21 protein-coding genes are annotated in these 24005 nt (G+C 65.0%); 14 read left to right on the top strand and 7 right to left on the bottom strand.

Translation table 11 applies throughout. The features are described 5' to 3' along the window. Positions 1-45: 45 nt before the first annotated feature. Entirely contained in the window at positions 46-1392 is a 1347-nt protein-coding gene (locus tag C3E77_RS05770) for a DUF2254 domain-containing protein (RefSeq protein WP_108390754.1), read from the top strand. A gap of 104 nt (positions 1393-1496) precedes the next feature. On the opposite strand, the gene pdxY is transcribed toward C3E77_RS05770, so the two are convergent. After that, complete coding sequence (pdxY, locus tag C3E77_RS05775; RefSeq protein ID WP_108393112.1) at positions 1497-2348, bottom strand: pyridoxal kinase PdxY; 852 nt, start codon at positions 2346-2348, stop codon at positions 1497-1499. A 175-nt stretch (positions 2349-2523) separates the two neighbouring features. Between pdxY and C3E77_RS05780 the strand changes: the two genes are divergently transcribed. Continuing rightward, positions 2524-2751, top strand: coding sequence for an RNA-binding S4 domain-containing protein (locus C3E77_RS05780; protein ID WP_108390755.1), 228 nt, complete (start codon positions 2524-2526; stop codon positions 2749-2751). Positions 2752-2772: 21 nt separating this feature from the next. On the opposite strand, the gene C3E77_RS15385 is transcribed toward C3E77_RS05780, so the two are convergent. Further along, positions 2773-2955: a hypothetical protein gene (locus C3E77_RS15385; protein WP_162924923.1), complete on the bottom strand. Its 183-nt coding sequence runs from the start codon at positions 2953-2955 to the stop codon at positions 2773-2775. Positions 2956-3013: 58 nt separating this feature from the next. Then, positions 3014-3658 (bottom strand): hypothetical protein, encoded by a 645-nt coding sequence (locus tag C3E77_RS05785; protein ID WP_108390756.1) that lies wholly within the window; start codon positions 3656-3658, stop codon positions 3014-3016. A 179-nt stretch (positions 3659-3837) separates the two neighbouring features. On the opposite strand from C3E77_RS05785, the gene C3E77_RS05790 reads away from it, so the two are divergent. The 6 genes from C3E77_RS05790 (at position 3838) to C3E77_RS05815 (ending at position 11868) form a co-directional block, all read left to right on the top strand. Continuing rightward, positions 3838-5421 carry an SLC13 family permease gene (locus tag C3E77_RS05790; RefSeq protein ID WP_108390757.1) on the top strand — a complete coding sequence of 528 codons (1584 nt, stop codon included), beginning with the start codon at positions 3838-3840 and terminating at the stop codon, positions 5419-5421. A 103-nt stretch (positions 5422-5524) separates the two neighbouring features. After that, complete coding sequence (locus C3E77_RS05795) at positions 5525-5809, top strand: hypothetical protein (RefSeq protein ID WP_162924924.1); 285 nt, start codon at positions 5525-5527, stop codon at positions 5807-5809. Positions 5810-5952: 143 nt separating this feature from the next. Beyond that, a complete protein-coding gene (locus C3E77_RS05800; RefSeq protein ID WP_198412198.1) occupies positions 5953-7587 on the top strand; it encodes an FAD-dependent oxidoreductase in 1635 nt (544 codons plus the stop codon). Positions 7588-7695: 108 nt separating this feature from the next. Next, positions 7696-8259 (top strand): PadR family transcriptional regulator, encoded by a 564-nt coding sequence (locus C3E77_RS05805; protein WP_108390759.1) that lies wholly within the window; start codon positions 7696-7698, stop codon positions 8257-8259. A gap of 7 nt (positions 8260-8266) precedes the next feature. After that, positions 8267-9973, top strand: a complete 1707-nt coding sequence (locus tag C3E77_RS05810; RefSeq protein WP_108390760.1) for an ABC1 kinase family protein — start codon at positions 8267-8269, stop codon at positions 9971-9973. 257 nt (positions 9974-10230) lie between these two features. After that, positions 10231-11868, top strand: a complete 1638-nt coding sequence (locus C3E77_RS05815) for a beta-N-acetylhexosaminidase (protein WP_162924925.1) — start codon at positions 10231-10233, stop codon at positions 11866-11868. A gap of 62 nt (positions 11869-11930) precedes the next feature. Here C3E77_RS05815 and C3E77_RS05820 read toward each other — a convergent pair whose 3' ends face one another. After that, a complete protein-coding gene (locus tag C3E77_RS05820) occupies positions 11931-12995 on the bottom strand; it encodes a 2,3-butanediol dehydrogenase (RefSeq protein WP_108390762.1) in 1065 nt (354 codons plus the stop codon). Positions 12996-13092: 97 nt separating this feature from the next. Next, positions 13093-14493, bottom strand: coding sequence for a glucose-6-phosphate dehydrogenase (locus C3E77_RS05825; RefSeq protein ID WP_108390763.1), 1401 nt, complete (start codon positions 14491-14493; stop codon positions 13093-13095). Positions 14494-14689: 196 nt separating this feature from the next. Between C3E77_RS05825 and C3E77_RS05830 the strand changes: the two genes are divergently transcribed. The 5 genes from C3E77_RS05830 to C3E77_RS05850 all read left to right on the top strand — a co-directional run bounded on the left by C3E77_RS05830 (position 14690) and on the right by C3E77_RS05850 (position 19575). Next, complete coding sequence (locus C3E77_RS05830) at positions 14690-16060, top strand: TrkH family potassium uptake protein (RefSeq protein WP_234031312.1); 1371 nt, start codon at positions 14690-14692, stop codon at positions 16058-16060. Beyond that, entirely contained in the window at positions 16053-16835 is a 783-nt protein-coding gene (locus C3E77_RS05835) for a potassium channel family protein (RefSeq protein WP_198412199.1), read from the top strand. The genes C3E77_RS05830 and C3E77_RS05835 overlap by 8 nt, the downstream gene beginning before the upstream one ends. 174 nt (positions 16836-17009) lie before the next feature. Beyond that, entirely contained in the window at positions 17010-18005 is a 996-nt protein-coding gene (locus tag C3E77_RS05840) for a ThuA domain-containing protein (protein WP_146188116.1), read from the top strand. A gap of 168 nt (positions 18006-18173) precedes the next feature. Next, positions 18174-18905: an IclR family transcriptional regulator gene (locus tag C3E77_RS05845; RefSeq protein ID WP_108390765.1), complete on the top strand. Its 732-nt coding sequence runs from the start codon at positions 18174-18176 to the stop codon at positions 18903-18905. A gap of 4 nt (positions 18906-18909) precedes the next feature. After that, on the top strand, positions 18910-19575 hold the full coding sequence (locus tag C3E77_RS05850) for an IclR family transcriptional regulator (protein ID WP_108390766.1): 666 nt from the start codon (positions 18910-18912) through the stop codon (positions 19573-19575). Between the two features lie 107 nt (positions 19576-19682). On the opposite strand, the gene C3E77_RS15760 is transcribed toward C3E77_RS05850, so the two are convergent. Then, entirely contained in the window at positions 19683-22370 is a 2688-nt protein-coding gene (locus C3E77_RS15760; RefSeq protein WP_162924926.1) for a BamB-related PQQ repeat family beta-propellar protein, read from the bottom strand. A 269-nt stretch (positions 22371-22639) separates the two neighbouring features. Here C3E77_RS15760 and C3E77_RS05860 point away from each other — a divergent pair, with 269 nt between their 5' ends. Then, positions 22640-23455 (top strand): hypothetical protein, encoded by an 816-nt coding sequence (locus C3E77_RS05860; RefSeq protein WP_108390768.1) that lies wholly within the window; start codon positions 22640-22642, stop codon positions 23453-23455. Positions 23456-23483: 28 nt separating this feature from the next. On the opposite strand, the gene C3E77_RS05865 is transcribed toward C3E77_RS05860, so the two are convergent. Next, entirely contained in the window at positions 23484-23954 is a 471-nt protein-coding gene (locus C3E77_RS05865; RefSeq protein ID WP_108390769.1) for a winged helix-turn-helix transcriptional regulator, read from the bottom strand. Between the last annotated feature and the right edge of the window lie 51 nt (positions 23955-24005).

Raw genomic sequence — 24005 nt, forward strand, 5'->3', positions numbered from 1 at the left:
ATCACCTGGGTGCGCGCTTAGGTCTCATCGTCCGTGGCGTTCGGCATGAAGCGCCGGGCGGGGTCGAGCGAGGTCAGGGACTCGCTCCGAACTCAACTCTGGCCAGTGCCGCTTGCAGCCGCTATCGCCGCCGTCGTTTTGGGCCAGTTTCTGCCGTTTCTCGACCGCCAGCTCGAGAACAACCTGTCCGATGCTGTGTCTGGGCTTCTCTTCGGCGGCGGCCCAGAGGCAGCCCAGGCGCTGATGCAGACCATCGCTGGTTCCCTGGTCACGGTCACATCATTGACCTTCTCGCTCACCGTCGTGACCCTTCAATTAGCGAGTAGCCAATTCTCGCCCCGCCTGCTGAGAACCTTTTCCCGCGACCGATTCGTGCACACAACGCTCGGGCTGTTCCTCGCAACGTTCCTCTTCTCCCTGACTGTCTTACGCAGCATCCGGTCTGAGACCAGCGAGGGGGACGGATTCGTTCCCAAAATTTCCATCACTCTAGCTTTTGGTCTGACGGTGGCGAGCGTCATCGCGCTGGTGTTCTTTCTCGGACACCTCGCCACACAAATTCGTGTCGAGACAATGATGCGTGACGTGCACAGTGAAGCAGACGAAGCAATCGCTCGCATCTTCCCTGAGGACGGGAGCCCTGAGCCGGAACCAGTGCTGTCACCAGAGTGGGATGCCGCGCACATCGAGAGCCCTGTATCCGGGTTCTTGTTGGGGGTTGATGTCAAAACCGCGCTTGCGGCAGCCATTGAGAGTGACACCTTCGTCGTTATTGACGCGGTTCCCGGGGCATCTCTGATCGCGGGAGTCCCATTTGCGCGGGCATGGGCGCTCGATCGGGCACCAATCGATGACGAGCGTAAATCGGTACTCAGCCTCGGTCTTGGCTCAAGCCTTTCGACGGGATTCGAGCGGACATCGACGCAGGATGCCGGATTTGGGCTGCAGCAGTTGCTTGACGTCGCTAGTCGCGCTCTCTCTCACGGCGTGAACGACCCGACCACGGCCGTTCACGCGATCGGGCACATCTCTGCGCTTCTTTGCTCTCTCGCCGGCCTTCGGACTGGACCGAAGTTCCACGCCGACGAGGAGGGCCGGCCACGCGTTGTCGTTGGCTACCCAACATTTGAGGACCTGCTCGACCAGGCGATGGTCCAGATGCGGACGTATGCACTGGACGACCCGAGGACTGCGGGGAGAGTCGTTCGGATGTTGCGTGAACTGAGTTGGGTGGTGCGTCAGGGCCCGCAGAGCGCTGCGCTCGGCCTGGAGCTCGACTTGCTCAGAGCAGAAATCACGACCGCGCACGTATCGCCGCAAACAAAGGAGCTGCTGCTGAGGGACTGCGCTGCTGTCACCGCGGCGAGCAGAGGTTCGTGGCTCTCGCCCTGAGGGCTCGAGTGCGCGCCTGAGTAGCCGAGCAGCGCTCGGTCCGTTGCATCCATGCCACGGTAAACGCCTGGCGGCCTTCCCGAAGTGCGACGTTTCTTTCGGACTTACCGCACCCGCGCGGCGGCGAACTGCAGTCGCGGGTGGGCGTAGAACTCCTGGGCCTCAATGAGCTGGAGTTCACGTTGCCCCGACTTGTAGGTGAGCTCGATCAGGTCGAACACGCTTGACGCGGTGCGCTCGAGAGCGACGGCGGCGCTGCCGGTCTCGCGGTAGTGCGCTGAAAACAGCGCTGCGGTCACATCCCCAGACCCGTTCGCCTTAAACGGCAGATGCGGAGTGCGCACGATCCACGCGCCCTCACCGTCGACGGCTAGCATTTCGATGGTGCCCTCCGGGCGGTCGGGCTGCTCCACGCTCGTGACGAGCACGGTCGACGGCCCCATCGCGCGAGCGAGATCGACCGAATCGAGTGTTTCCGCGAGGGTCAGCGGCTCCGTTCCCGTCAGATAACCCAGCTCGAACTGGTTGGGGGTGATGATGTCGGCCACGGGCACAACACGGTCGCGCAGCAGGTCAGGGATCTCCGGCGCGACGAAGCATCCGGACTTCGCATTGCCCATCACCGGGTCGCACGCGTAGATCGCTGAGGGGTTGGCGGCCTTCACCCGCGTCACCGCATCGACGATGACTTCACCGATTCCGGTGCCGCCCTGGTACCCCGAGAGCACGAGGTCGATTTGAGGCAGAATGCCGCGGTCCTCGATCCCGAGGATCACGTCCTTCACTTCCTCGGGCGAGATGAGGGACCCGCGCCACGCTCCGTAACCGGTGTGGTTCGAGAAATTCACCGTGAAAACGGGCAGCACCTCCACTCCGATTCGCTGGAGCGGAAAAACGGCGGCCGAATTGCCGACGTGCCCGTAGGCAACAGCCGACTGAATCGAGAGAATCTTCACGGAACCCATCCTGCCGCTACTTCGGCACAACATCAGCCATATGTACGGGGCGTCCCTCTGTTTTTTGCGGGTCGGGCCGGATAGAGACGCCGGCTCTATCTGGCGGGCAGGGTGACGCCGGTGGCCTCCCATTCTCGCCCCGGCAGGCCGGTACGTGGTCGGCTAGCATTCGGATATGACACAGCCGCTTCCGATCGACGATGTCTCGATCGGCGGAGAGAGCATTCGTCTCGGGCAGTTCCTGAAATTTGCCGGACTCCTCGACTCCGGTGGAGACGTGAAAGAGGCCATCATCGACGGCCTCGTGACGGTGAACGGCGAAATTGATCGCCGACGCGGCAGGCAGCTGCAGCTGGGCGACATCGTCAGTTTCGACGGACGCAGCGTTCGCGTCTGCCCGTGAGGAGAGCGGCGCGGACGGAGCCTATGACGGCGGAGGGGCAGTCGTAATCGGGACGGTCGCCAGATGCGCGTCATGCGGCTCGCTCCCGCTTGTCGACGCTTCAGTCGCGGGTATCGCGGCCTGAACGTCAACCGGGAAGAGATGATTCAGGCCAATGGATGCCGTCGGCGGCAGAGCGATGTCGGCGGGTCGTGGTTCGTACATGTGGTTCCTCCTGGATGGGGCGTGTGGCGTTGAATGGTTTCGGTAAGTCGGCGGTCGTCTAGTCGTCGCCGTCGAAGAAGCCGCCGTCGAGGATGCGGTTATAACGCAGCCGGAGTGCGCGTTCGGTGCTCGCCGCCACCGCTGCGACCGTGAGCGAAACGTTCGCCCAGGCCGGAAGCTGGACCGGGCTGGAGAACGTGCCGAGGCGCTCCGCGACGGGTGGGACCTGTGCGATCAGCTCGATAATCTGCGGAGCTCCCAGCACGAGTGCGACGATGAGGATCAACGCGGATGCAATGCCGACAGCGCGGCTCAGCGTCGGGGACGTCCGGTCCAGGTGGGCGCGCAGTCCTTCGGCCGATGCGGGATCGGGCACCAGCTGCTGTTCCCACCCGTCAGCGGTCACATAGTGGCAGCGCTTCAGCCCGAAGACGCTCAGCTCGACCTCGATGGTGCCACCCGGTACCGCGAAAGCCGCAGGGAGCTCAGAACGAGCGTGGTGGATACCGCCGCGGTAGAGCTCGGCGTATACGGTGCCGTTCTCATCGCCGGCTTGCCGGATGTCGACGGACCACGTCTCTGGTGTGCCGCCCTCGCCCGTGAGGTGGAGGTGAAAGAGGGAACGCGAGAACAGCTGCCACCAGTGATAGCGGGGGAGGACCCGGCCGTTCCCCGGCTTCACCGTGTGTTTCGACTCCAACATGTGCCCAGTAGAAACCGTGTCCTCGGAACACAGTCAAGCTTTTCTTCGAACGCGCCACAGTGAGCGGGCTATCAGCACTCGCCGAGAGCTCCACTCAGAACCGAATGAGACAATGAGGGCTGCGCGTTCGAGCGCGACATCGGACGCTTGAAACAAACGCAGGAAATGAGGCGCCGTCGATGGATCAGGTGACCGTAATCTTCGTCATCCTCATAGCTGTCGTGATCGCATTCGTCACGAATCGCCTTCCACCGGTGCTTGTGGCCGCGGCTGTTCCGCTGGCCCTCTGGGCCACGGGTCTGCTGACACTGGAAGACTCTCTCGCCGGTTTCGGCAACGAGCTGGTCATCTTTATCGCCACTCTCTTCATCGTCGGTGAAGCCTTGGTGGCCACTGGCGTCACCGCGTGGATCAGCAAGCAGATCATCGGCCGAGCCGGACAACGCCGCTCGCGCCTCACGATTCTCATTGGCGCGATGGCGGCAGCGCTGGCCGCTCTCATCAGCATCAACGGTGCTGTCGCGGCCCTGCTTCCGATCGCCGTCGTCGTCTCGGTGCGCGCGGGAATTGTTCCGTCACGGATGCTGATGCCGCTTGCCTTCGCAGCCAGCGCTGGATCGTTGCTCACGCTCACCGGAACCCCCGTGAACATCATCGTCTCCGACCTCGCTGCTCGCTCAGGGGGTCGCGAGTTCGGCTACTTCGAATTCGCGCTGGTTGGCATCCCGCTCGTCGTGCTGACGCTCGCTGTCACCGCCGGCCTGGGCGGCCTTCTGCTCCCGCATCGCGAGGCCGAGAGACTCGCCGAGGAATCGAGCGACCCCGAGGAGCGCGCGCAGGCATGGCGGGCAACCTACGACGTCGACGTCACTGCGCGGCGCCACTTCGGCCCGCGCGAGGGCGTCCTCGAGGTTCTCATCGCACCGCGATCGTCGCTGATCGGTCGCTCGGTACGCGCGGGCATGCGGACCCGCGATGAAGATCTGGTCATCCTCGCGCTCAACAGGCCCGGTGAAGGAACCGGACTCGAGGCAAACGGAGAGGCACTCACGCTCCGTGCCGGTGATTCCGTGCTCGTTCAGGGGCCATGGGAGGCCCTGCACCGATACGTCAGCTCCCCGGATGTCATCGCTGTGACCTCGCCCCGGTCGCTGCAGCGGGGCGTTCCGCTCGGACGCGGCGCACGCCGCGCGCTGGCGGTGCTCGCCGGGATGATTCTTCTCCTCGCGACCGGGGTTGTTCCCGCGGTGGTGGCCGGGGTGCTCGCTGTTGGCGCACTCATCCTCATCCGGGTCCTCACGCCGACGCAGGCATTCCGTTCGGTCGCATGGGAACCCGTCGTTCTCATTGCGTGCATGATCCCGCTTTCCTCCGCGTTCATCGCGACGGGCGCTGCTGACGTGGTCGCGGATGCCCTGCTCGCCCTTGTTGGGCAGGCCTCGCCACACCTCGCACTGCTCGCCATCTGCATTGTGACCGTCATCCTCGGGATGTTCATGTCGAACGTTGCAACGGTCCTCGTGGTCGCGCCGGTTGCCGTCTCCGTCGCGAGTGTGCTCGGGGTCAGCATCCTTCCCTTCATGATGGCGCTCACCGTCAGCGGTGCCGCGGCGTTCCTGACGCCGATCTCGACGCCGGTCAACATGATGGTCATGCAGCCTGCTGGGTACCGCTTCGGAGATTACTGGCGGATCGGACTCCCGCTCACGGTGATCTTCGTCGCGGTGGCAGTGCTCTACGTCCCGCTCGTGTGGCCGTTCTGACTCTCCGCGAATCGCTGACGTTGCCACCGGTGCACCTCGCGAAGGACTCGTAGCCAAGCGCCGTTCTCAAGGGATCGACCTCTCGCCCCAGTAGGGTGGCGACATGACAGGACCGGAAGTTCCCCAAGCGGCCCGGGCGCGCCATCGAGGGCCGGCGCCCGTCGCTAGCGAACTCGAGGAGCTGATGGGTACGGATGTCATCGACGTCGAGGTTGAACCCGCGGTGCAGCCACTGCTTCGGTTCACGGTCGCCGCAACACTGTGCGTCCTGGGTGTGACGTTCCTCGTGGTCCTCCTGATCTGGGGCTCCCTGTTGCCGCTGGCGGTGTTCTTGTGGCTGGCTGCCTGGTCCTTCACGGGCACTGCCGGTTGCTTTCCGGGCTGTTAGCTGAATACCGACTCGGGAAGGGCGAGGACGCGGAACTCGCCGTAGACAGCATGGCGGTCGACGAGCAGACTCAGATGTGTTTGTTTCGCTGACTGGGGCGGCTCACGACGGCCGCCGCGTTTACCGAAAGCTGAGGCGCTGCCATGGTCGACTACTACGCGGATCCTGAAACCATCCCGATGCTCAGCGACGCGCAGTGGTCGCGACTGACGCAACACGCGACGCGTTCCGACGTCGCAGCTGGCGAGCAGATCATCGCGACGGGTCACGAGAACTATCCGATGATCCTCGTCGAGTCTGGTGAACTCGAACTCGTTCGAGACTCTCTCTGGTGGCTCGATGAAGAGGTGCTGGCACTCATCGGGCCGGGCCACTTTGCCGGTGAACTCGGGCTGCTCAACGGTCAGCGCGCATTCCTGTCCGTGAGGGCAAAGGCCCCCAGCCGGATCTGGCGTCTGGAAGCCGCCGCGCTCCGGCAGGCGCTCTCCGAGGACGACGAACTTGGGGACCTCATCCTGCACTCTCTGTGGGCGCGCCGCGAGTCGCTTCGGAAGGGCTCGGCGGCGCTGACCCTGAAATTCGTGGGCGTCGGTGACTCCCGTGAATTTCTTGCGCTCCAGCGGTTTGCGGAACGCCTGGACCTCATTCACACGGCACTGGCACTCGAACTCGAACCGGATGCGACCATTTCGCACCCCGGCTTTGAGTGGGAGGCGGAGGACCTGCCGGTGGCCTTTATTCAAGGCGAAGCCTTCGTTCGAGCGACTCCCGCCGTGGTCGCTGAGCAACTCGGGCTCAGTTATGAGCCGACGAGTGAGGGCGCAGTGGACCTCGTCGTGATCGGCGGTGGACCGGCGGGACTGGCAGCGGCCATCTACGGCGCATCCGAGGGGCTCAATACACTTCTTCTGGAAGCCGTTGCGCCTGGCGGTCAGGCCGGGGCGACCTCGCGCATCGAGAACTTCCTCGGATTCCCCTTCGGAGTCAGCGGGGCGTCGCTGATCGGACAGGCGACGCTCCAGGCGATCAAGTTCGGCGTGCGGGTGTTCGCGCCCTGCGCGGCATCCGGTTTGCGTTCCACCGGCGATGGACTCGAGGTGGTGCTGACGGACGGGAAGGTGATTCGCGCGCGCTCGGCCGTCGTGACATCCGGTGCCGCCTACAAGCGACTCCACCTGGACCGGTGGGACTTCTTTGAGCGAACCAGCATCTACTATGCCGCGACGGCCCTGGAACTGAGGCAGGTGCACGGGGCTCCGGTCGTCGTCGCCGGCGGCGGGAACTCGGCCGGTCAGGCAGCGCTGTATCTCGCGAGCAACGGCTGCGACGTTCACCTGGTGGTGCGCGGCGGCGACCTCGGCGAGCGGATGTCGTCGTACCTGGTCGACCGAATCGTTGACGACCCACGAATCCACCTTCACCCCTCGTCGAACATCGTCGGGCTTGACGGCGAGCACACCCTCGAAGCCGTGCACATCGATACCGCCGGAACGGTTGAGGCGCGCGGACTGTTCTGTTTCATCGGCGCTGACCCGGCGACCGGCTGGATCGGCGGCCTCGATTGTGATGAGGACGGATTCATCCGGACCGGAACCGACATCTCGCAGCAGACGCTGCAACGCTGGCAAGACCTGGGGCGGGAACCTCTGCCGTTCGAGACCTCGACCCCTCGCGTGTTCGCGGCCGGGGATGTCCGCCGCGGGTCGATGAAGCGCGTCGCCGCCGCTGTCGGTGAGGGGTCGAGCGCGATCGCCTCAGTTCATCGGGTGCTCGCGTGACACGGTGTACCGCCCGGAAATAAGCCGGATCTCCGCTTCACGCCTCTATCGCTCGCTGAGCGAACGATATATCGTTGACCATCGCTCGGAAACCACAGGAGGTTCATCATGGGCAACTCATTCCCCGCAGGAGGATTCCCCGCAGGAGGATTCGGCGCAGGCATCCCCACGGACGGCATGTGGCAATTCATGGAGCAGCTGCGATCCACCTTCGACAAACAACGTCCAAGCGGTCGGATGGGCCGTGGTGACGTCCGGGCCGCTGTACTCGCGCTGCTCGCAGAGAAGCCGATGCACGGCTACCAGATCATCCGCGAGATCGAGGAGCGCAGCAACGGCAGCTGGAAGCCGAGCGCCGGCTCGGTGTACCCGACACTGCAACTGCTCGCCGACGAAGGGCTGATCGCGTCAGAGGAATCGAATGGCCGCAAGACCTATTCCCTGACCGAGGCCGGGCGCGCGGTGACCGTCGACTCCGGCAGCACAGCGCCGTGGGAGACGACGGGCGCGAACGACAAGTCCGGGGTCACCGCGCTGCCGAAGGCAGGCGTTGAACTTGCCCAGGCGGCCGCACAGGTGGGTCGAACCGGGTCGCCGGAGCAGATCCGGGAAGCGGTCGCGGTGCTCGACGAGGCGCGGCGGCGGCTCTACTCGATTCTCGCCCAGGACTGACAGAGAGGTGCCGTCGGTTCGCCAGGATCGAGGACATTCGCCGTCCGGAGCTGGAAATACGCGTGCCCGGTACCGCCGCATCCTGCGGTTCGCCGGGTGGAATCTCGCGGTGACGTGGTGGTACGAACTCGTGCTCCCGCGCATCGGATTGCGGAGGGTCGCCGACAGCACGCGAACACGGCGGATGCAGCGCTTCGCACGGCGCTTCCACGTGCTCGCGGTCGACCTCGGCGGGCTGATGATCAAGGTCGGCCAGTTCCTATCGTCCCGGCTCGACGTCCTGCCGCCGGAGATCACGGCCGAACTCGAGGGGCTGCAGGACGAAGTGCCCCCCGTGCCCTTCGCCGCCATCCGGACCCTCGCCGAAGCGGAACTCGGCGTGCGGCTCGAGTTGGCGTTCCAGTGGATCGACGAGACGCCCGTTGCAGCGGCATCCCTCGGCCAGGCCCATCGCGCCACCCTCGGTGCGCTCGATACCGCCGACACGGGGCTGACCGGCGCCGTGATCAAGGTGCAGCGCCCCGGTATCGACGAGATCGTCGACGTTGACCTGGCCGCGCTGCGTAAGGTGGGCGGGTGGCTCAGCCACGTGCGTCTCGTGTCCGACCGTGTTGACGCGCCCGCGCTGGTGGAGGAGTTCGCGGTCACGAGTCTCGAGGAGATCGATTACCTGCACGAAGCGATGAATGCGGAGCGGTTCGCGGCCGATTTCGCCGGCGACGACCGGGTGGCCGTTCCCGCCGTGGTGTGGGAGCGCACGACCCGGCGGGTGCTCACGCTCGAAGACGTGACGGCGATCAAAATCAACGATACGGATGCCCTCCGTGCGGCCGGAATCGAACCGGGCGATGTGGCATCCGTCTTCGCCACCGTAATGTTCGACCAGCTGTTCACCAACGGCTTCTTCCACGCTGACCCGCACCCGGGCAACATCTTCGTCACGCCGATCGACGCCCCACCCGGTCAACGGTCGTGGAAGCTGACCTTCATCGATTTCGGGATGATGGGGGAGGTGTCCGCCAGCACCCGTGCCGGCCTGCGGAAACTGCTGATTGCCGCGGCGTCTCGCGATGGGAAGGGACTCGTCGACGCCATGGGTTCCGTCGGAGTGCTGCTGCCGACCGCTGAAACAGCTGAGCTCGAACGGGCGATGGTTCAGCTGTTCGCGCGGTTCGGTGGCATGGGCTTCGCCGAGCTGCGCGACGTCGACCCGCGCGAGTTCCGTGATTTCGCTATCGAGTTCGGTGACGTTGTGCGCTCGTTGCCGTTCCAGCTGCCCGAGAATTTCCTGCTAGTCATCCGGGCCATGTCGCTGACGTCCGGTGTGTGCAGCTCGCTCGACCCCAAGTTCAACCTGTGGGATTCCATCGAGCCGTACGCCACGCAATTGCTGCGCGACGAGGGTGGGAACGTGGTGAAGGATGCTGCCCAGCAGGTTCTCGACGTCGCCGGCCTCGCCCTGCGGTTGCCCCGGCGCCTGGACGACCTCATCACCCGGTTTCACGACGGCACGGTTTCGGTGCAGAGCTCCGCCCTCGACCGCCGGGTGGCACGGCTGGAACGGATCGCACAGCGTGCGGTATCGGCGATCCTGTTCGCCGGTTTGCTCGTCGGCGGTGCCCTCGTCCGCGACGCGGATGCCGTGTTCGGCACGGTTCTGATGGCCGTGTCTGCAGTACCGTTGCTGCACGCGCTCTTCGCGCCCCGGCGCTAAGCGACGCCGGGGAAGGCACGCGCGTTAAGGACGCACCGAGCGGTGAGTTCATATCGCGTCACGCAACCGGTCGCTGCCGCCCGGGAAGAAGGGCGTCAGTCGGCGAGCCCGCCTCCCGCCAGCCAGGCCCCTGACCCGCGTCTCCAACCCGGTTCGCGAATTAGATAAGTCGCCTGCATCATTAACTCACCCGCTCGCCCTCATCGACGTACCATTCGCGATCACGTTGAGGCATCACCTTCATGAAAGTCCACCGTATGCACACGCTCATTCCTCGTCCCCGGCTCTTCACCGAAGCAGAGGGCGAATTCGTTCTCAACGGAACCGTCGCGATTGCCGCGGTTCCGGATGCGACGGATGCCGTCGCGCTGCTGACCGAGCGGTTGTGGGCCGGTGCGCGGATCCGTGTCGACGTCGTCGATCAGGCGCCCACAGGCATCCGATTCGTGATGGACGCCACGCTGGCGCCGGAATCTCACCGCGTCGACGTTGCAACGGACGGCCTCAGCATCACGGCGGCAGATGCGGCCGGGTTCCTGCACGGCACCGCCACTGTTCTCCAGCTGATGGGCGACGGTATCTGGCGTTCAGTGAGCGCCACAGCCCGTACCGTCACGGTGCCGGCCTGTCACATCGAGGACGAGCCGGCCTTCGCCTGGCGGGGCATCATGCTCGACGTCGCACGCCACTTCCTTCCCGTACGCGAGGTGCTCCGCATCATCGACCTCATGGCGATGCACAAGTTCAACCGCCTGCACTTTCACCTCACTGATGACCAGGGTTGGCGGATCGAGATCCGTGCGTTCCCCCGACTGACGGAGGTCGGTGCGTGGCGAAATCGCACCCAGGTGGGTGCGGACGACGCGACGGCTCCCGAGATCGAGCGACCACACGGCGGTTTCTATACCCAGGACGACATCGCCGAGATCGTGGCGTATGCCGCGAACCGCGGAATCGTCGTCGTGCCCGAGATCGATCTTCCCGGTCACTCGCAGGCCGCGATCGCGGCGTACCCCGATCTCGGGGTGCCCGACGCTGACGGGCACCCGCCCACGGTCGAGGTGTACCCGCGGTGGGGAATCAGCCCGTACCCGCTCAACGCTGAGACCAGCACCGTCGACTTCTTCCGGATCGTGCTCGACGAGGTGCTCGCGCTCTTCCCGTCCGTCGACATCGGGCTCGGGGGCGACGAGGTGCCGTCCGGTGCCTGGGAAGCCGATGCCCGGTCGCGGGAGCTCGCGCTCGAGCGTGGACTGTCGCACCCGCGCGAACTGCAGTTCTGGTTCCTCGACCACCTGCGCGCGCACATCGAACAGCGGGGTCGACGAATGCTCGCGTGGGACGAGGTACTCGAACACGACGTGAGTGCGGACGTCACGGTTCTCGGCTGGCGGGGGGATGCCGGGATCGGTGAGTCGCTGCGTCGCGGCATCCCGGTCATCGCCTGCCCCGACAACCGGCTGTACTTCGACTACCGCCAGTCGGATGATCCGCGTGAGCCGATTCCTGTCGGTGTCGTCGTCGGACTTCGAGATGTGTACTCGTTCAGCCCGGTTCCGGAGTGGGCCACGGCCGAGCAGGCCGTGTTGCTGCGGGGAGCGCAGGCGAACCTGTGGGCTGAACACATGGAGGACGCCCGATCACGGGACTACATGCTCTGGCCGCGGGCGTGTGCCCTCGCCGAGGTGCTGTGGAGCGGGCCAGGAGGAGCCTTCGAGGAATTCGAGACGCGGCTGCAGTCGCACCTCGGCAGGCTCGACGAGCGTGGCGTTGAGTATCGCCGTGCGGGCGGACCCCTCCCGTGGCAGGAGCGTCCGGGTGTGGGCGGTCGGGTGCAGAAGCCTGAGCAGCGCCAGCAGGAGATCGACGCGCTGACCGCCGCGATCGTGCGCTGACCGAACCGGCCTCGAACCGACCTCGAGCCGCCCGTCAGCGAGGGGCGCCGGTGGGTCGAGGTCTAGTGCATCGACACCAGGATCTTGACCTCGTTGTCCTTGTTCGAGACGAGGCGTTCGATGCCTTTCTCGATCAGGTCGTCGACGACGATCTTCGAGGTGATGAACGGCGCGAGATTCACCTTGCCGCTTCGCGCGAGTTCGATCGCCTCAGGGTGATCGTTCGCGTAACCGATCGAGCTGCCGAGCACACGATCACCGAACGTCAGCTCGGCGGCGATGTCGATTTCGATCGGGTGGGTGTGAATGGCCACGATCTCCAGCCGGCCGCCAGGGGCAAGAACGTCGAGAAGCTGGTGCACCACAACGTCGATACCCGCAGCGTCGAACGCGACATCCGCTCCGGCGCCGTCGCTGTGCGCCGCCACCACGGCTTTGAGGTCTTCGGTCGACGGGTCGACCGCGACATCCGCGACGCCCGAAGAGACAGCTTTCTCGCGGCGAGCCTGTGAGACCTCGCTGACGATCGTCTTCACGCCCTTGGCCTTGAGCACGGCTGCCAGCAGCAATCCGATGGGACCGGCGCCACCGACGACGGCGACCTGGCCCGCTGTCACTCCGGCGTGCTTCGCGGCGTGCAGCCCGACCGCGAGCGGCTCGATGAGGGCGGCCTGGTCAAGCGGGAGGTCGCCGACGGGGTGTACCCAGCGTTTCTCAACCACGATGTGCTCGCTCATGCCGCCGCCGAGCCCCGAGATGCCGATGAAGCCCATTTGCGCGCACAGGTTGTACTTGCCCGCCTTGCATGCCGCACAGGTGCCGTCGACCATCAGTGGTTCAACAACCACCGAATCACCGACGTTGAGTCCCTCGACGCCCTCGCCGATTTCTTCGACGACACCCGAAAATTCATGACCGAAGACGACAGGCAGCGTCTCGTGAGACAGGGGATGCGGGGTGTCGGTCGACGGCGCGGGAGGTATCGGTCCGTCGTGGAACAGGTGCAGGTCGCTGCCGCAGATGCCGCAGAATGCCGGCGCGATTTTGACGGTCCCCGCTCTCAGCTGGGGCTCCTCAATATCCTCGACACGAACATCTTCCTTGCCGTAGTAGCGTGCAGCCTTCATGTCTCGCTCTCCTTCGTCGCGTTACCCGAACCGGGCACTCACGATCCCCGATTCGGCGTCGAAGGTCACCGGCCATAGGTCCCGACGGGGGAGAGCATCACCAGCCGTCCGGCCCACTGCTCCCGGCGGGGTATTCCTCCAACGGCGCCTCGCCCGCCTGCCAGGCGTTGAGTACCGGGGTAACGATGCGCCAGCACTGCTCGGCAATGTCGCCGCGAACAGAGAGCAAAGTGTCGTTCTGCAGGATGCCCGCAAGCACCTGTGCGTACGCGTCAAGTTCCGGCTCACCGGGTCGCGCCTCGAGGGTCACGCGTCGCAGTTCCGCCGCGTCGTCGGCACCGTTGACGAACAGGTCGAGGTCGACGTCACCGTTCTCGAGCGACATCCGCAACACGGTGCCGGTGTCTGCACTCGCACCGCGGAACCCGGCGGGAGGCGTCGACGCGCGGAAGTGCACCGCAGCCTCTGCACGGGGATTGCCGATGGCCTTGCCCGAGCGCAGCACGAACGGAACGCCCTCCCACCGGGGAGTGTCGATCTGCAGCAGCAGCTGAGCGAGGGTCTCGATGTCACGGTCGCCATCGACGTCGGCTTCATCGACATACGAGGGGAACAGCTTCCCGTCGACGCGCCCCTCGGTGTAGCGTGCCCGGCGAGCCGAGGTCGGGTCGTCACGCCAGATACGGGTGACGCCGAGGACCTCAGCCATCCGTTCGTGCACGTCACTCGCGGTGATTTCTTCTGGCCGTTCCATGGCGATGAGGGCGAGCACCATCAACAGGTGGCTCTGCAGCATGTCGCGCAGCGCCCCGGTCTGGTCGTAGAAGGCGGCACGACCCTCGAGTCCGAGCACTTCGTCGTAGACGATCTCGACCTTCTCGATGTGTTCGGCGCTCCAGGTGGCTTCGAGCAGGCGGTTTCCGAATCGGAGTCCGAGCATCCCGAGCACTGTGGCATTCCCGAGGAAGTGGTCGATGCGCCACAACCGGTCGGCGGGAATCACGGCCGCCAATGCCTCGTTCAACGCCCGGGCGTCGTCGAGGTCCTCACCGAACGGCTTTTCGATCGCCACGACAAGGTCGTCGGGAAGCTCGATCGCGGCCAGTGCCTCAGCGACCCGACGGCCCATCGCCGGCGGAAGTGCGATGTAGAGCACCGGTGCTGACGGGCAGGCGTCCAACAGGGCTTTCAGCTCGTCCGGATTGGAAGCATCCGTTTGAACAAATCGTGCCCGCTTGGACAGCGCGTTGACAGTCTGTGCCGAGATTCCGGCATCCTCGAGGCTGCGACGCACGAGCGACTGCCACTCTTCGTCGCTCTGCGCTGTCCTGGCGGCTCCGATCAGCGTGAGGTCCAGCCCCCGGGCTGATTCGACGACGCGGGCAAGTCCCGGCAACAGCAACCGCTCGGTGAGGTCACCGCCTGCACCCAGGATCGCGATCGTGCGGGCGTCGGGCGAGATCGACTCTGCGTCAGGGATTCCGGGCTGGTCGGTCATCGTTGCTCCTTGCGGTGAGAGGCGTGCACGTTTCGGCACCGGGTCGACTCTGGACCGGTTCCCGTGACAGTCGACGATACGCCGAGGCCTTTCCCTGCGACACGTCTTGACGGTGGTCGGCCCAACAGAGTACGAACCCGGCGGGTCGCGTTCAGATGCGGCCGATACAGCCGACGCAGGCCACTAGTATTGCCCGGTGCAGACACCGACCCGGTCTTCGTCCCCGCCCTTGTGGCGACGGCTACTGCACCCCCACCCCGCCCAGGCCGTATTCCTCGGCTTCGCCGGCGCTGTCCTCGTCGGCACCGCGCTACTCATGCTCCCCATCGCCAAAGTGGGACCGGGCGGAGCGTCGTTCCTCGAGGCGCTGTTCACGGCAACGTCGTCCGTGTGCGTCACCGGGCTCATCGTCGTGGACACTCCCGTGTACTGGACGACGTTCGGCCATGTGGTGATCCTGGCCATGATCCAGATCGGCGGCTTCGGGATCATGACGTTCGCCTCGGTCATCGGCCTCGCGGTCATCCGACGGATGTCGCTGCGGTCACGGATTACGACAGCGGCCGAAGTGAAGAGCCTCGGCCTTGACGACGTGAAGGGATTGATTCTCGGTGTTGTCCGGATCTCCCTCGTCGTCGAGGGAGTCGTCGCGCTGCTTCTCACCATCCGTTTCATCCTCGGTTACGGTGAGCCGGTCGGTCGGGCGCTGTGGCTTGGCGTGTTCCACTCGATCTCGTCGTTCAACAACGCGGGCTTTGCGCTCTTCAGTGACAGCCTGATGTCCTACGCGACAGACCCGTTCATCTGTCTCCCGATCGCCGCGGCCATCATCCTCGGCGGTCTGGGCTTCCCCGTCATCATGCAGTTGCGTAAGCACTTCCGCAGCCCGCTCAAGTGGTCGATGAATACCCGGATCGTGTTGTGGGGAACGGTCATCCTCCTGGCCGGCGGCACGGTGTACATCACGGTTCTGGAGTGGAACAACCCCGCTACGCTCGGGCCGATGGAATGGCCGGGCAAGATCCTCGCCGGTTTCTTCCAGTCGGTGCAGACGCGCACGGCGGGGTTCAACAGTGTGGATACCGCAGCGATGTATCCCGAGTCGTGGCTCGGAATGGACGTTCTGATGTTTATCGGTGGCGGGCCTGCCGGTACGGCCGGCGGAATCAAGATCACCACCTTCGCTGTGCTCTACTTCATCATCCTCACGGAGATTCGCGGCCAGGGCGCCGTCAACGTGTTCGGAAAGCGCCTCTCCCGAGCGGTCCACCGCCAGGCGATCACCGTTGTGCTCCTCGGCGTCGCGGTGGTCATGGTCGCGACGGTGTTCCTGATGCTGATCACCGACCTGCCCCTCGACAAACTCCAGTTCGAGGCGATCTCCGCTTTTGCAACCGTCGGGATGTCGACAGGGATAACTGCGTCGCTTCCACCGGCAGGTCAGGTCGCCCTCATCCTGCTGATGTTCATCGGCCGACTCGCCCCCATCACCTTCGCGTCCGCCCTCGCGCTCAACGAGCGACGGGTAGTGTACGAGCTGCCGAAAGAGAGGCCCATCATTGGCTAATTTCCACCTGTTCCGCGGAGCCGACCCCACACGGATCGCGGAAGCTGATTCCGTCGCTGTGATCGGGCTGGGCCGCTTCGGCAGCGCTCTGGCGCTTGAGCTCATGGCCAACGGCACCGAGGTTCTCGGCATCGACGCCGACGAAGACACAGTTCAGGGCCTCAACGGCCTGCTCACCCACGTCGTTCGGGCCGACACCACCAAGGAGGAGGCGCTCCGGCAGCTCGCGATTCCGGAGTTCGACCGGGTTGTGGTCGCGATCGGCAGTGACATCGAGGCCAGCATCCTCACCACATCGCTCCTCCTGCGGTTCAACATCCCGCAGATCTGGGCGAAGGCGGTCAGCGATCCGCACGGCGCGATCCTGGAACAGCTCGGCGTCAAACGGGTCATCTACCCGGAGAAGGACATGGGCCGCCGCGTTGCGCACCTCGTGCGAGGGGCGATGCAGGACTACCTCGACGTCGGCGACAACTTCGCGCTGGTGAAGACCCAGCCGCCCTCGATCGTGGTCGGAATACCGCTGAGAGACACGAACATTCGTGCCCGCTACGGCATCACCATCAGCGCCTACAAGCACGGTGATCAGCCGTGGACGTATACGACGATGGATACGGTGCTGGCGAGCGGAGACACGGTGCTCGTCGCCGGACAGACAGAGCACGCGGAGGCGTTCAGCCAGCTCCGCCGACCGCCGTATCTCAATCGCGGGTTTCGGCGACCCGCGCCTTCGAGGTGCGCTCACAGCGGTGTCGTGTCGACACCCGCGCGTTGAGGTGCCGAGCGGATGTGAGGGCGCGGCTTACTGGGCGGAACCAGCGTTGCCCCGTTGCCCGGGCGAGCCTACATTCGCAGCAACCGGGCCCGGATTCCACTGGCTGCGGGACGCATCGCCGTCGCCGATCGAACCGTGCACCCGGGCACCGCACGACTGATCAAAGGGGATCACATGAAATCGCTGAAATCGATATTAAGCACGGGAACCGCCATCGCTGCCACAGCGGTGCTCAGCGCAGGTCTCGTGTTCGCGGGAACTGCTGCAGCCGACTCACGGGGACACGGACACGGAAACGGAAACGGCAACAAGCCGACCACCGCCGACTCGATCTATCTGGATGAGATCAAGGACTACGGTGTGTGCCGAGGCACAGACGCCGCCTGTTACAACGAGTGGGGCAATGGCTGGAAAGAGGGCGAACCGAAACGCATCCTGATCTGGAGCCGCACAGCCGGCCCTCGTCACGCGCACCTCGGAACGCCGCTCGGCCCAGGCCTGAACCCGCCGCTCAACGCAGACAATGTGGCCCAGGCCTCACTGAAAGCATGGGCAGCCGAACGCGGCATCCAGGCCGACTACACGGAAGACCTTGCGAGCTTCTCACGCCTGAACTCGTACCAGGCCGTCGTGTTCCTCGGCTCCAACCGCGATACCCTCGATGACCCCGCCCAGACCAACCTGATGCAGTACGTGCGCGGTGGCGGTGGCTTCGTCGGGGTTCACAACGCGTTCGGTGCTGAATACCACTGGGAGTGGTACGAGGGGCTGCTGGGCGGAGCGAACTTCTACGACCACGCCCCGAACCGCCCAGGCACGATCGAAACGATCAACAAGAAGGACGTTTCGACCAACTTCATGCCGCGCAAGTGGGGGTTCACCGACGAGTGGTACAACCTCGTTCCGTACCCGAGCTACGTGAACGTCCTGCTTGAGGTCGATCCGAAGACGAGCCTCAACGGTCGGGCGACCGGACACCCGGGTCACGGTGAGCAGCACGCCGTCAGCTGGTGCCAGTACTACGACGGCGGGAAGTCCTGGCTGACGACGCTCGGACACGACGTGGCCGTGTGGACGGATGCCCCGATCGCCGGCGATGACCTGTTCAAGGAACACCTGATGTCCGGCCTCGAGAGCGCGATGGGCATCAAGCCGTTCTGCGCGGTCTGATGTTCCCGGCGTAGCCGAACACGAGGAGCCCGCACCCGGTATCGCCGGGGGCGGGCTCTTCTGCGTCGTGAGGCGTTTTCGGGCGTCATTGGTCCACTCAGTGGGACATCGTTCGGGTCTGTTGGCTCGATCGTTGCCGCGGTCTTGGCGCGGTCACATACTGGACACATGCGCAGCGGGCGATGGGACGAGCCGGTATCGGTGCTCGACCGGATCATCGCCATTCTCGAGGCCGTCCGAGAGTCAGAAGGGTCGACGTCGATTACCCGAATCGCCGTCGCCACTGGCACTCCGAAGTCCACAGTGTCCCGCCTGGTTCGGGATCTGGTTCGGCAGCGGTACCTGGCCAGGACCGACGACGGGGTGGTCATCGGTCTCAGGCTCTTCGAGCTCGGTGCGCGCGCGAGCGGCCCTCGCCGGCTGAGCCTGGCCGCTGTTCCGGTGTTGGCTGAACTGTTCAACGCGACGGGTGAGCACCTGAACGTCGCGGTGCAGGACGGGCGCGATATGGTGTCGGTGATCTCTGTACAGGGACGCCTGCGACCGGCACCATCGCGCGCCGGGGTTCGGGTGCCGTCGGCAACGACCGCCCTGGGCAAGGCGGTGCTGGCGTTCTCGAACGATGAGTCCGAGCTTGGCCACATCTGGATGGGACTCGATCGCAGCGCGCGGGCTGCCTGGGAGCGGGAACTCGCCTGTGTGCGCACGAGTTCCGTCGCGATCGACCGCTGCGGGACGTTCCCTGGAGTGGTCGGCGTCGCGAGTCCGGTCCTCTCTCCTCAGCGCCAGCCGGTGGCCGCCATCTCGGTGGCGGGACCTGTGGCCGACATGGATCCCCAGCGGATGGCCCCGCTCGTCAGGCACGCCGCACGCCTCCTCTCGCAGCGGCTCGCCCTATAGCGGCATGACCGATGGAGCGGGCCGCGGGGATGAACTCTTCGGCGTGCTCGATCGGATGACGGTCATCTTCGACGCGTTCGACGACGGGCGTGGCCTCGGCCTCTCCGAACTTGCATCGCGTGCCGGCCTCCCCAAGTCCACGGTGTCCCGGATTGTTTCCGGGCTCGTCCGGCAGCGGTATCTGGAGCGAGACGGCAAACTCATCTACCTTGGTCTTCGCCTGTTCGAACTGGGACAGATGGCTGAGGTCCCGCGGGAGCTGAGGGCTGCGGCCCTCCCGGTCATGGCAGACCTGCGGACCGTCACGGGGGAGACCGTCCACCTGGCTGTTCCTGAGGGGGACCGGATGGTCTGCATCGCGATAATGCGGGGCAGGGGATCCCCAGCGGATGTTTCGTGCATCGGCGCGAGTGTGCCGGTGCGGTCCAGCGCGTGGGGCGCAGCAACCCTCGCGCCTGCCGCTGGGGTCGCGACCAGGGTTGACGAACCGGACCCCGGGTTCACCTGGGTGGCCGGCGCCATCTGCCCGGTTGGTAGCGGCGCGATCGCTGCCCTCTCCCTGTGCGGGCCATCGGCCGGATTCGACGTCGATCACGCCGCGGCCCGGATCGATGAGGCCGCTCGGGCCGTCGAACGCCGCCTTGCACTTCGGGCACACCCGACGCCGTAAGGCTCCCGACACGGCCAGCACGCCAAACCGCCTCCTCGGGTTCGGCCCTCACCGTCCTGGTGAGGGCCGAACCGTCGGAGGCGGTCAGTGGTGCCGGGGGAGTCGTGTTACTTGACGATCCTCACCGTCACCGTCGACGTGATCTGCTTCTGCACCCCCTTATGGAGAACATTGACCACGAGCGTCAGTGGCACCTTGCCCTCAGGCACGTTGTTATCAAGATCCGCCTTATTGAACTGTATGAACAGGTGGTTCCTGAAGTCGGTGACCTTCGCGGCCGTCACCGGTGTCGACGACAGCGGAGTGAGAAGAACGGCCCCGCTTTCGTACCTGTGGCCGGCGGGCAACTTGAAGTATGCACCGACCTTGCCATCGACATCCGTGAACATCCCGCTCCTCGCACCGAGATTGAGAGTGCTCGGTATGAAGGAGGCGGCACCCGGTGTGTCCTGAGGAGTGAGATACACCTCGATCATTCCGGTCGGCCTTGGGTCGGTGCAGTCGTTGAAGTAATACTGACCGGCTCGGTCGAACGTGTGCTGGTAGGTTTCACCCGGTGCCAGCTTGGCGTTGAACTCTCCCTCGAAGAACTGCGTCGCGCAGTGCGGCTTCAGGTTCGGGAAGTTCGGGAACGTCTCTGCCCCCGGGTTCTTGAAGGTGACCGTAGTGCCGACGGGCACTCGCAGCCGGGTGGGCTGCATGGCATTCTGCGACACGCTGTCCCTGGCGGCTGCGGTGTCATCGGTGCGGCTGGTGCGGGCAAGGAGAACAGTGTTGTCCACTGTTGAGCCCTCGACCGCGTTTCCGTTTACCGGACGACGGATCGACAACGGTGCCGTGTTCGGACCTTCCTGGCTGCCGGACTCGGTGGTGTACTTGCCGCCGATCTTGAACGCCCACAGTGAGTCGCCCTGTGTGACCGACGCGCCGTAGGGGTTGGTCGATCCCGCCGCGAAGACAGCGACGTACTGCTCGCCGCCGACCTCGTAGGTGATCGGTGCGGACGCGATGCCCGAACCGGTCTGGAAGTCCCAGAGGACATCTCCGCTTGAGGAGTCCATGGCCAGCAGCCGACCGTCGATCTGCCCCGCGAAGAGCAGGTCGGATGCTGTTGCCAGCGGACCCTGGCCGTGGGACATGTCTGTGCCGAGGTGGTTCTGCCAGCGAACCTTCCCTGTCGACGCGTCGTAGGCGAGGATGCCGCCGGTCTGGTACTGGCCCATTGCACGCTGGCCGTTTGCGGCGGCGCCGTTCCAGTGCGCGACCGGGTTGGTGCCGTACGGGAAGTACACGAGATTGGTTTTGTGGCTGTACGCGTTGTTCGACCAGTCACCGCCGCCGTTCTGGCTTGTGGTGGACAGGATCGGCAGATCCCACTGCGGGTCGTACATGCAGCCCTCGCGGTGATCCGACGGGTATCCCTCCGGATAGGTCAGGAAGGGCTCGTCGGCGGCGACATAGCTGTCCGGGTTGAAGACGAGGTTGCCGTCCTCGTCGGGCTGGTAACCGTTGTAGTTCGGGACAGCCCGCCAGGGGTCACCCGGGATGTTCTCCGGGTCGAGCTTCTCCCAGACCAGGCAGTCAGGGAGCAGGCGGCTCTCGGGGAACGGCTGGGTCTCGGCGTGGTTCTGACGCGAGTCGGTGATCATCGGCTTCTCGGTCACGGGGAGGACAGGCTTGCCGTTCGTGCGGTCGAGCACGAACTGGTGTCCGGACTTGCTGCCATAGAACAGGACCTTGCGCTCAACGCCGCTGTACTTCACGTTGGCCAGTGTCGGCGGGTGCACGTTGTCCATGTCCCAGACATCGTGCCGGATGGACTGGTAGTGCCACTTGTATGCGCCAGACGTTGCGTCGACGGCAACCATCGTGCTGGAGAACAGGTTGTCGCCTGGACGCTGGGAGCCATCCTGCGAGGAGTTACAGCTCCGCGCGTTGCCGAACGTCATGTAGTACATGTTCAGTTCGGGGTCGACGGAGCCATGAATCCATGGTGTTGACCCGCCAACGAGCGGGCAGTCAACACCGCCGGGCGTGACGGGCCCCCACGTTGCACCGGCGTCGACGGAGTTTCCGTTCACGTCCGTGTACACGGTGCCGCGGTCTGGCCCGCCGAAGAAGTGCCAGAGGTAGCTGCCGTCGGTCGCGTCGAGTCCGACGACCGCGGCGCGGTCGCCGTTCGCCGCGTGGGCATAGACGATGCCGTTGTGATAGACCGTGGCAACACGGTCGAAGTTGCCCAGCGATTCACCGTTCGGGCCGGCAGGCTGCACGACCCAGGCCTCCTGGCCTGTGGCCTGGTCGAGGGCGACGACGCGGTCGTCGGCCGCCATGGTGAAGATCTTGCCGTCACCGGAGGAGACCCCGCGTCGGGTGTCTGCGGTGCCGTAGGCGGTCGGTTCCCACTTCCACACGGACGCGCCGGATTTCCCGTCGACGGCAATCACACCGCCGCTGGGGGTGTCGAGGTAGATGATGCCGCCGACGACGATCGGCGTGGTCTGCTGGCCGACATCGTCGGATGCCGGCGCTACGCCCGAGACGTGGGTACGCCAGGCGGGTCCCACCTTGTCAATGTTCCGCTTGTTGATCTTGGTGAGCCCGGAGTAGTGCTGGTTTCCGAGGTTGCCTCCCACGGTCGGCATATCCGCGCCGGTGGGTTCGAGGCCCGTGAGCCCCGCCGGTGGCACCGGTGCAGCCGGGTTGGCCCCGTAGGCCGGTGAGACGGCGACTGTCACCACCACCAGCGCTCCGAGGCCGAGTGCTCCCAGCCTCCTGGACAGATGTTTACGCATCAGGAACTCCTTGATCGTCATTGATCGATCGCGGACGCGCGATGCACGCCCGCGTTGAGGTGAGTCGGGCGTCCCGCTGAATTCCCTGAAACCGCTGGCCCCCCGGCGCCTCGCACACTATCCGCGGGTGTTGCCTCGCGGCAACGGCGCGACCCACCGAGTGGCACAGGTCATCGCATCCATCGGGGTGACCGGCGTCGCCGGTCTCCCGCCGATAGTCACCGGGCATCCGTCATTGCTGCGAAGATAAATGGTGGAAAGGTCGATGAATGGCAAGCGAGCAAGATGCAGTGACTCTCGAGGCGGAGCTGTTGCTTCCTGAGGTACCGGAACTGACCTCCGCGTACCCGGCCTCGCTCCCGACGCCCACGCTCCACGCGCGGTGGCTCGAGGAGGAGGAAGTGACCCTCACGTTCATTGAGATCGGCGACATTGCGATGCACGTCGAGTCGACCGATGACGATGTCGAGTGGCACCTTCACGTCGGCGGCCACGACGGACCTCCGCTGGACGGCACTCCGTGGGATGAGAAGACCACCGAGGAACTCCTCAACTGGATGTCTGAATTCGTCGCCAAGGTTCACGCCTGTATCGAAATGGTCGACGAGGATATTTATGATGCCGTCGACCTCTTCGAAGCAGGTGCCACCACCGCACAACTCTCCGCGGCCAGTTTCGAACCCGAAGACTGGGAAAGATTCACCCCGGCAGACTTCAAAGTGTTCCGGGTGACCGTCCCCGGGCATGCAGAGCCGCAGATCTGGACCGGCTCCGGCGACGCATGGCACATGCACGACGAAGACCGGAACGGTGATGCCGAACTCCTGTGGACGCCGCCGAACGTCGAAGAGCCGATTCACCTCGGCGCCGTCATCATCTCGCCCGAGACCGGTCTGCCCGCGACGTTCGCAAACCCCGGCATCAACTGGGACGACGTCGGAATGAGCGAGGACGACGCCATGGACTGGCTGCTTCGCGAACACCGGAACTGCGTGTGGGCATCCACTGTTCACGATGCACTGACCGAAGAGGTCCTGAAGGTGCTGGCGGGTTTCGCGCCGGCTGTCCCGTCACCTCACCGATAATCAGACCGCCAGCGCGGGCAATGAATCGCTAGTTCTGAGCTGACGCGGACAATGCCGCAACGACGCTGTCGCTGCCCACGAAGATGCTGCCGCCGGCGCGCACCGTCGCGGTGATCAGCTCCGTCATGGCGGTTTTGTCGCGATGAACCGCCTCAATCCACTCCGGTGGGGCGTCGGTCTCGGCGTCGACCCCGGCGCTCCAGTTCGCGATCTCGAGCAGGACCGGAATCAGGGCGAGTCCGTTCTCGGTGAGTGTGTAGACGACGCGCCTGGCGTCGCCGGGATCCGGGGTTCGGTTCAGGATGCCGTTCGTCTCCAGTTCGGCGAGCCGTGCGGTCAGCACGCTCGGAGCAACGCCTTCGTCCGAGTCCGAAAACTCAGTGAAGGTGCGTTTGCCGAAATAGACAATATCGCGGATCACCAGAAGTGACCACGGATCTCCGAACGCCTCGAGTCCGAAATTGATGGGGCAGTGAGATTTGCCCTTCGTCCGCTTCATCAGAACCCTTCACACTGCGAGACCGTGGTGGTACCGTCTTTCACTACGATC

It is taken from the genome of Mycetocola zhujimingii (assembly GCF_003065425.1).
GTDB lineage: Bacteria > Actinomycetota > Actinomycetes > Actinomycetales > Microbacteriaceae > Mycetocola_A > Mycetocola_A zhujimingii.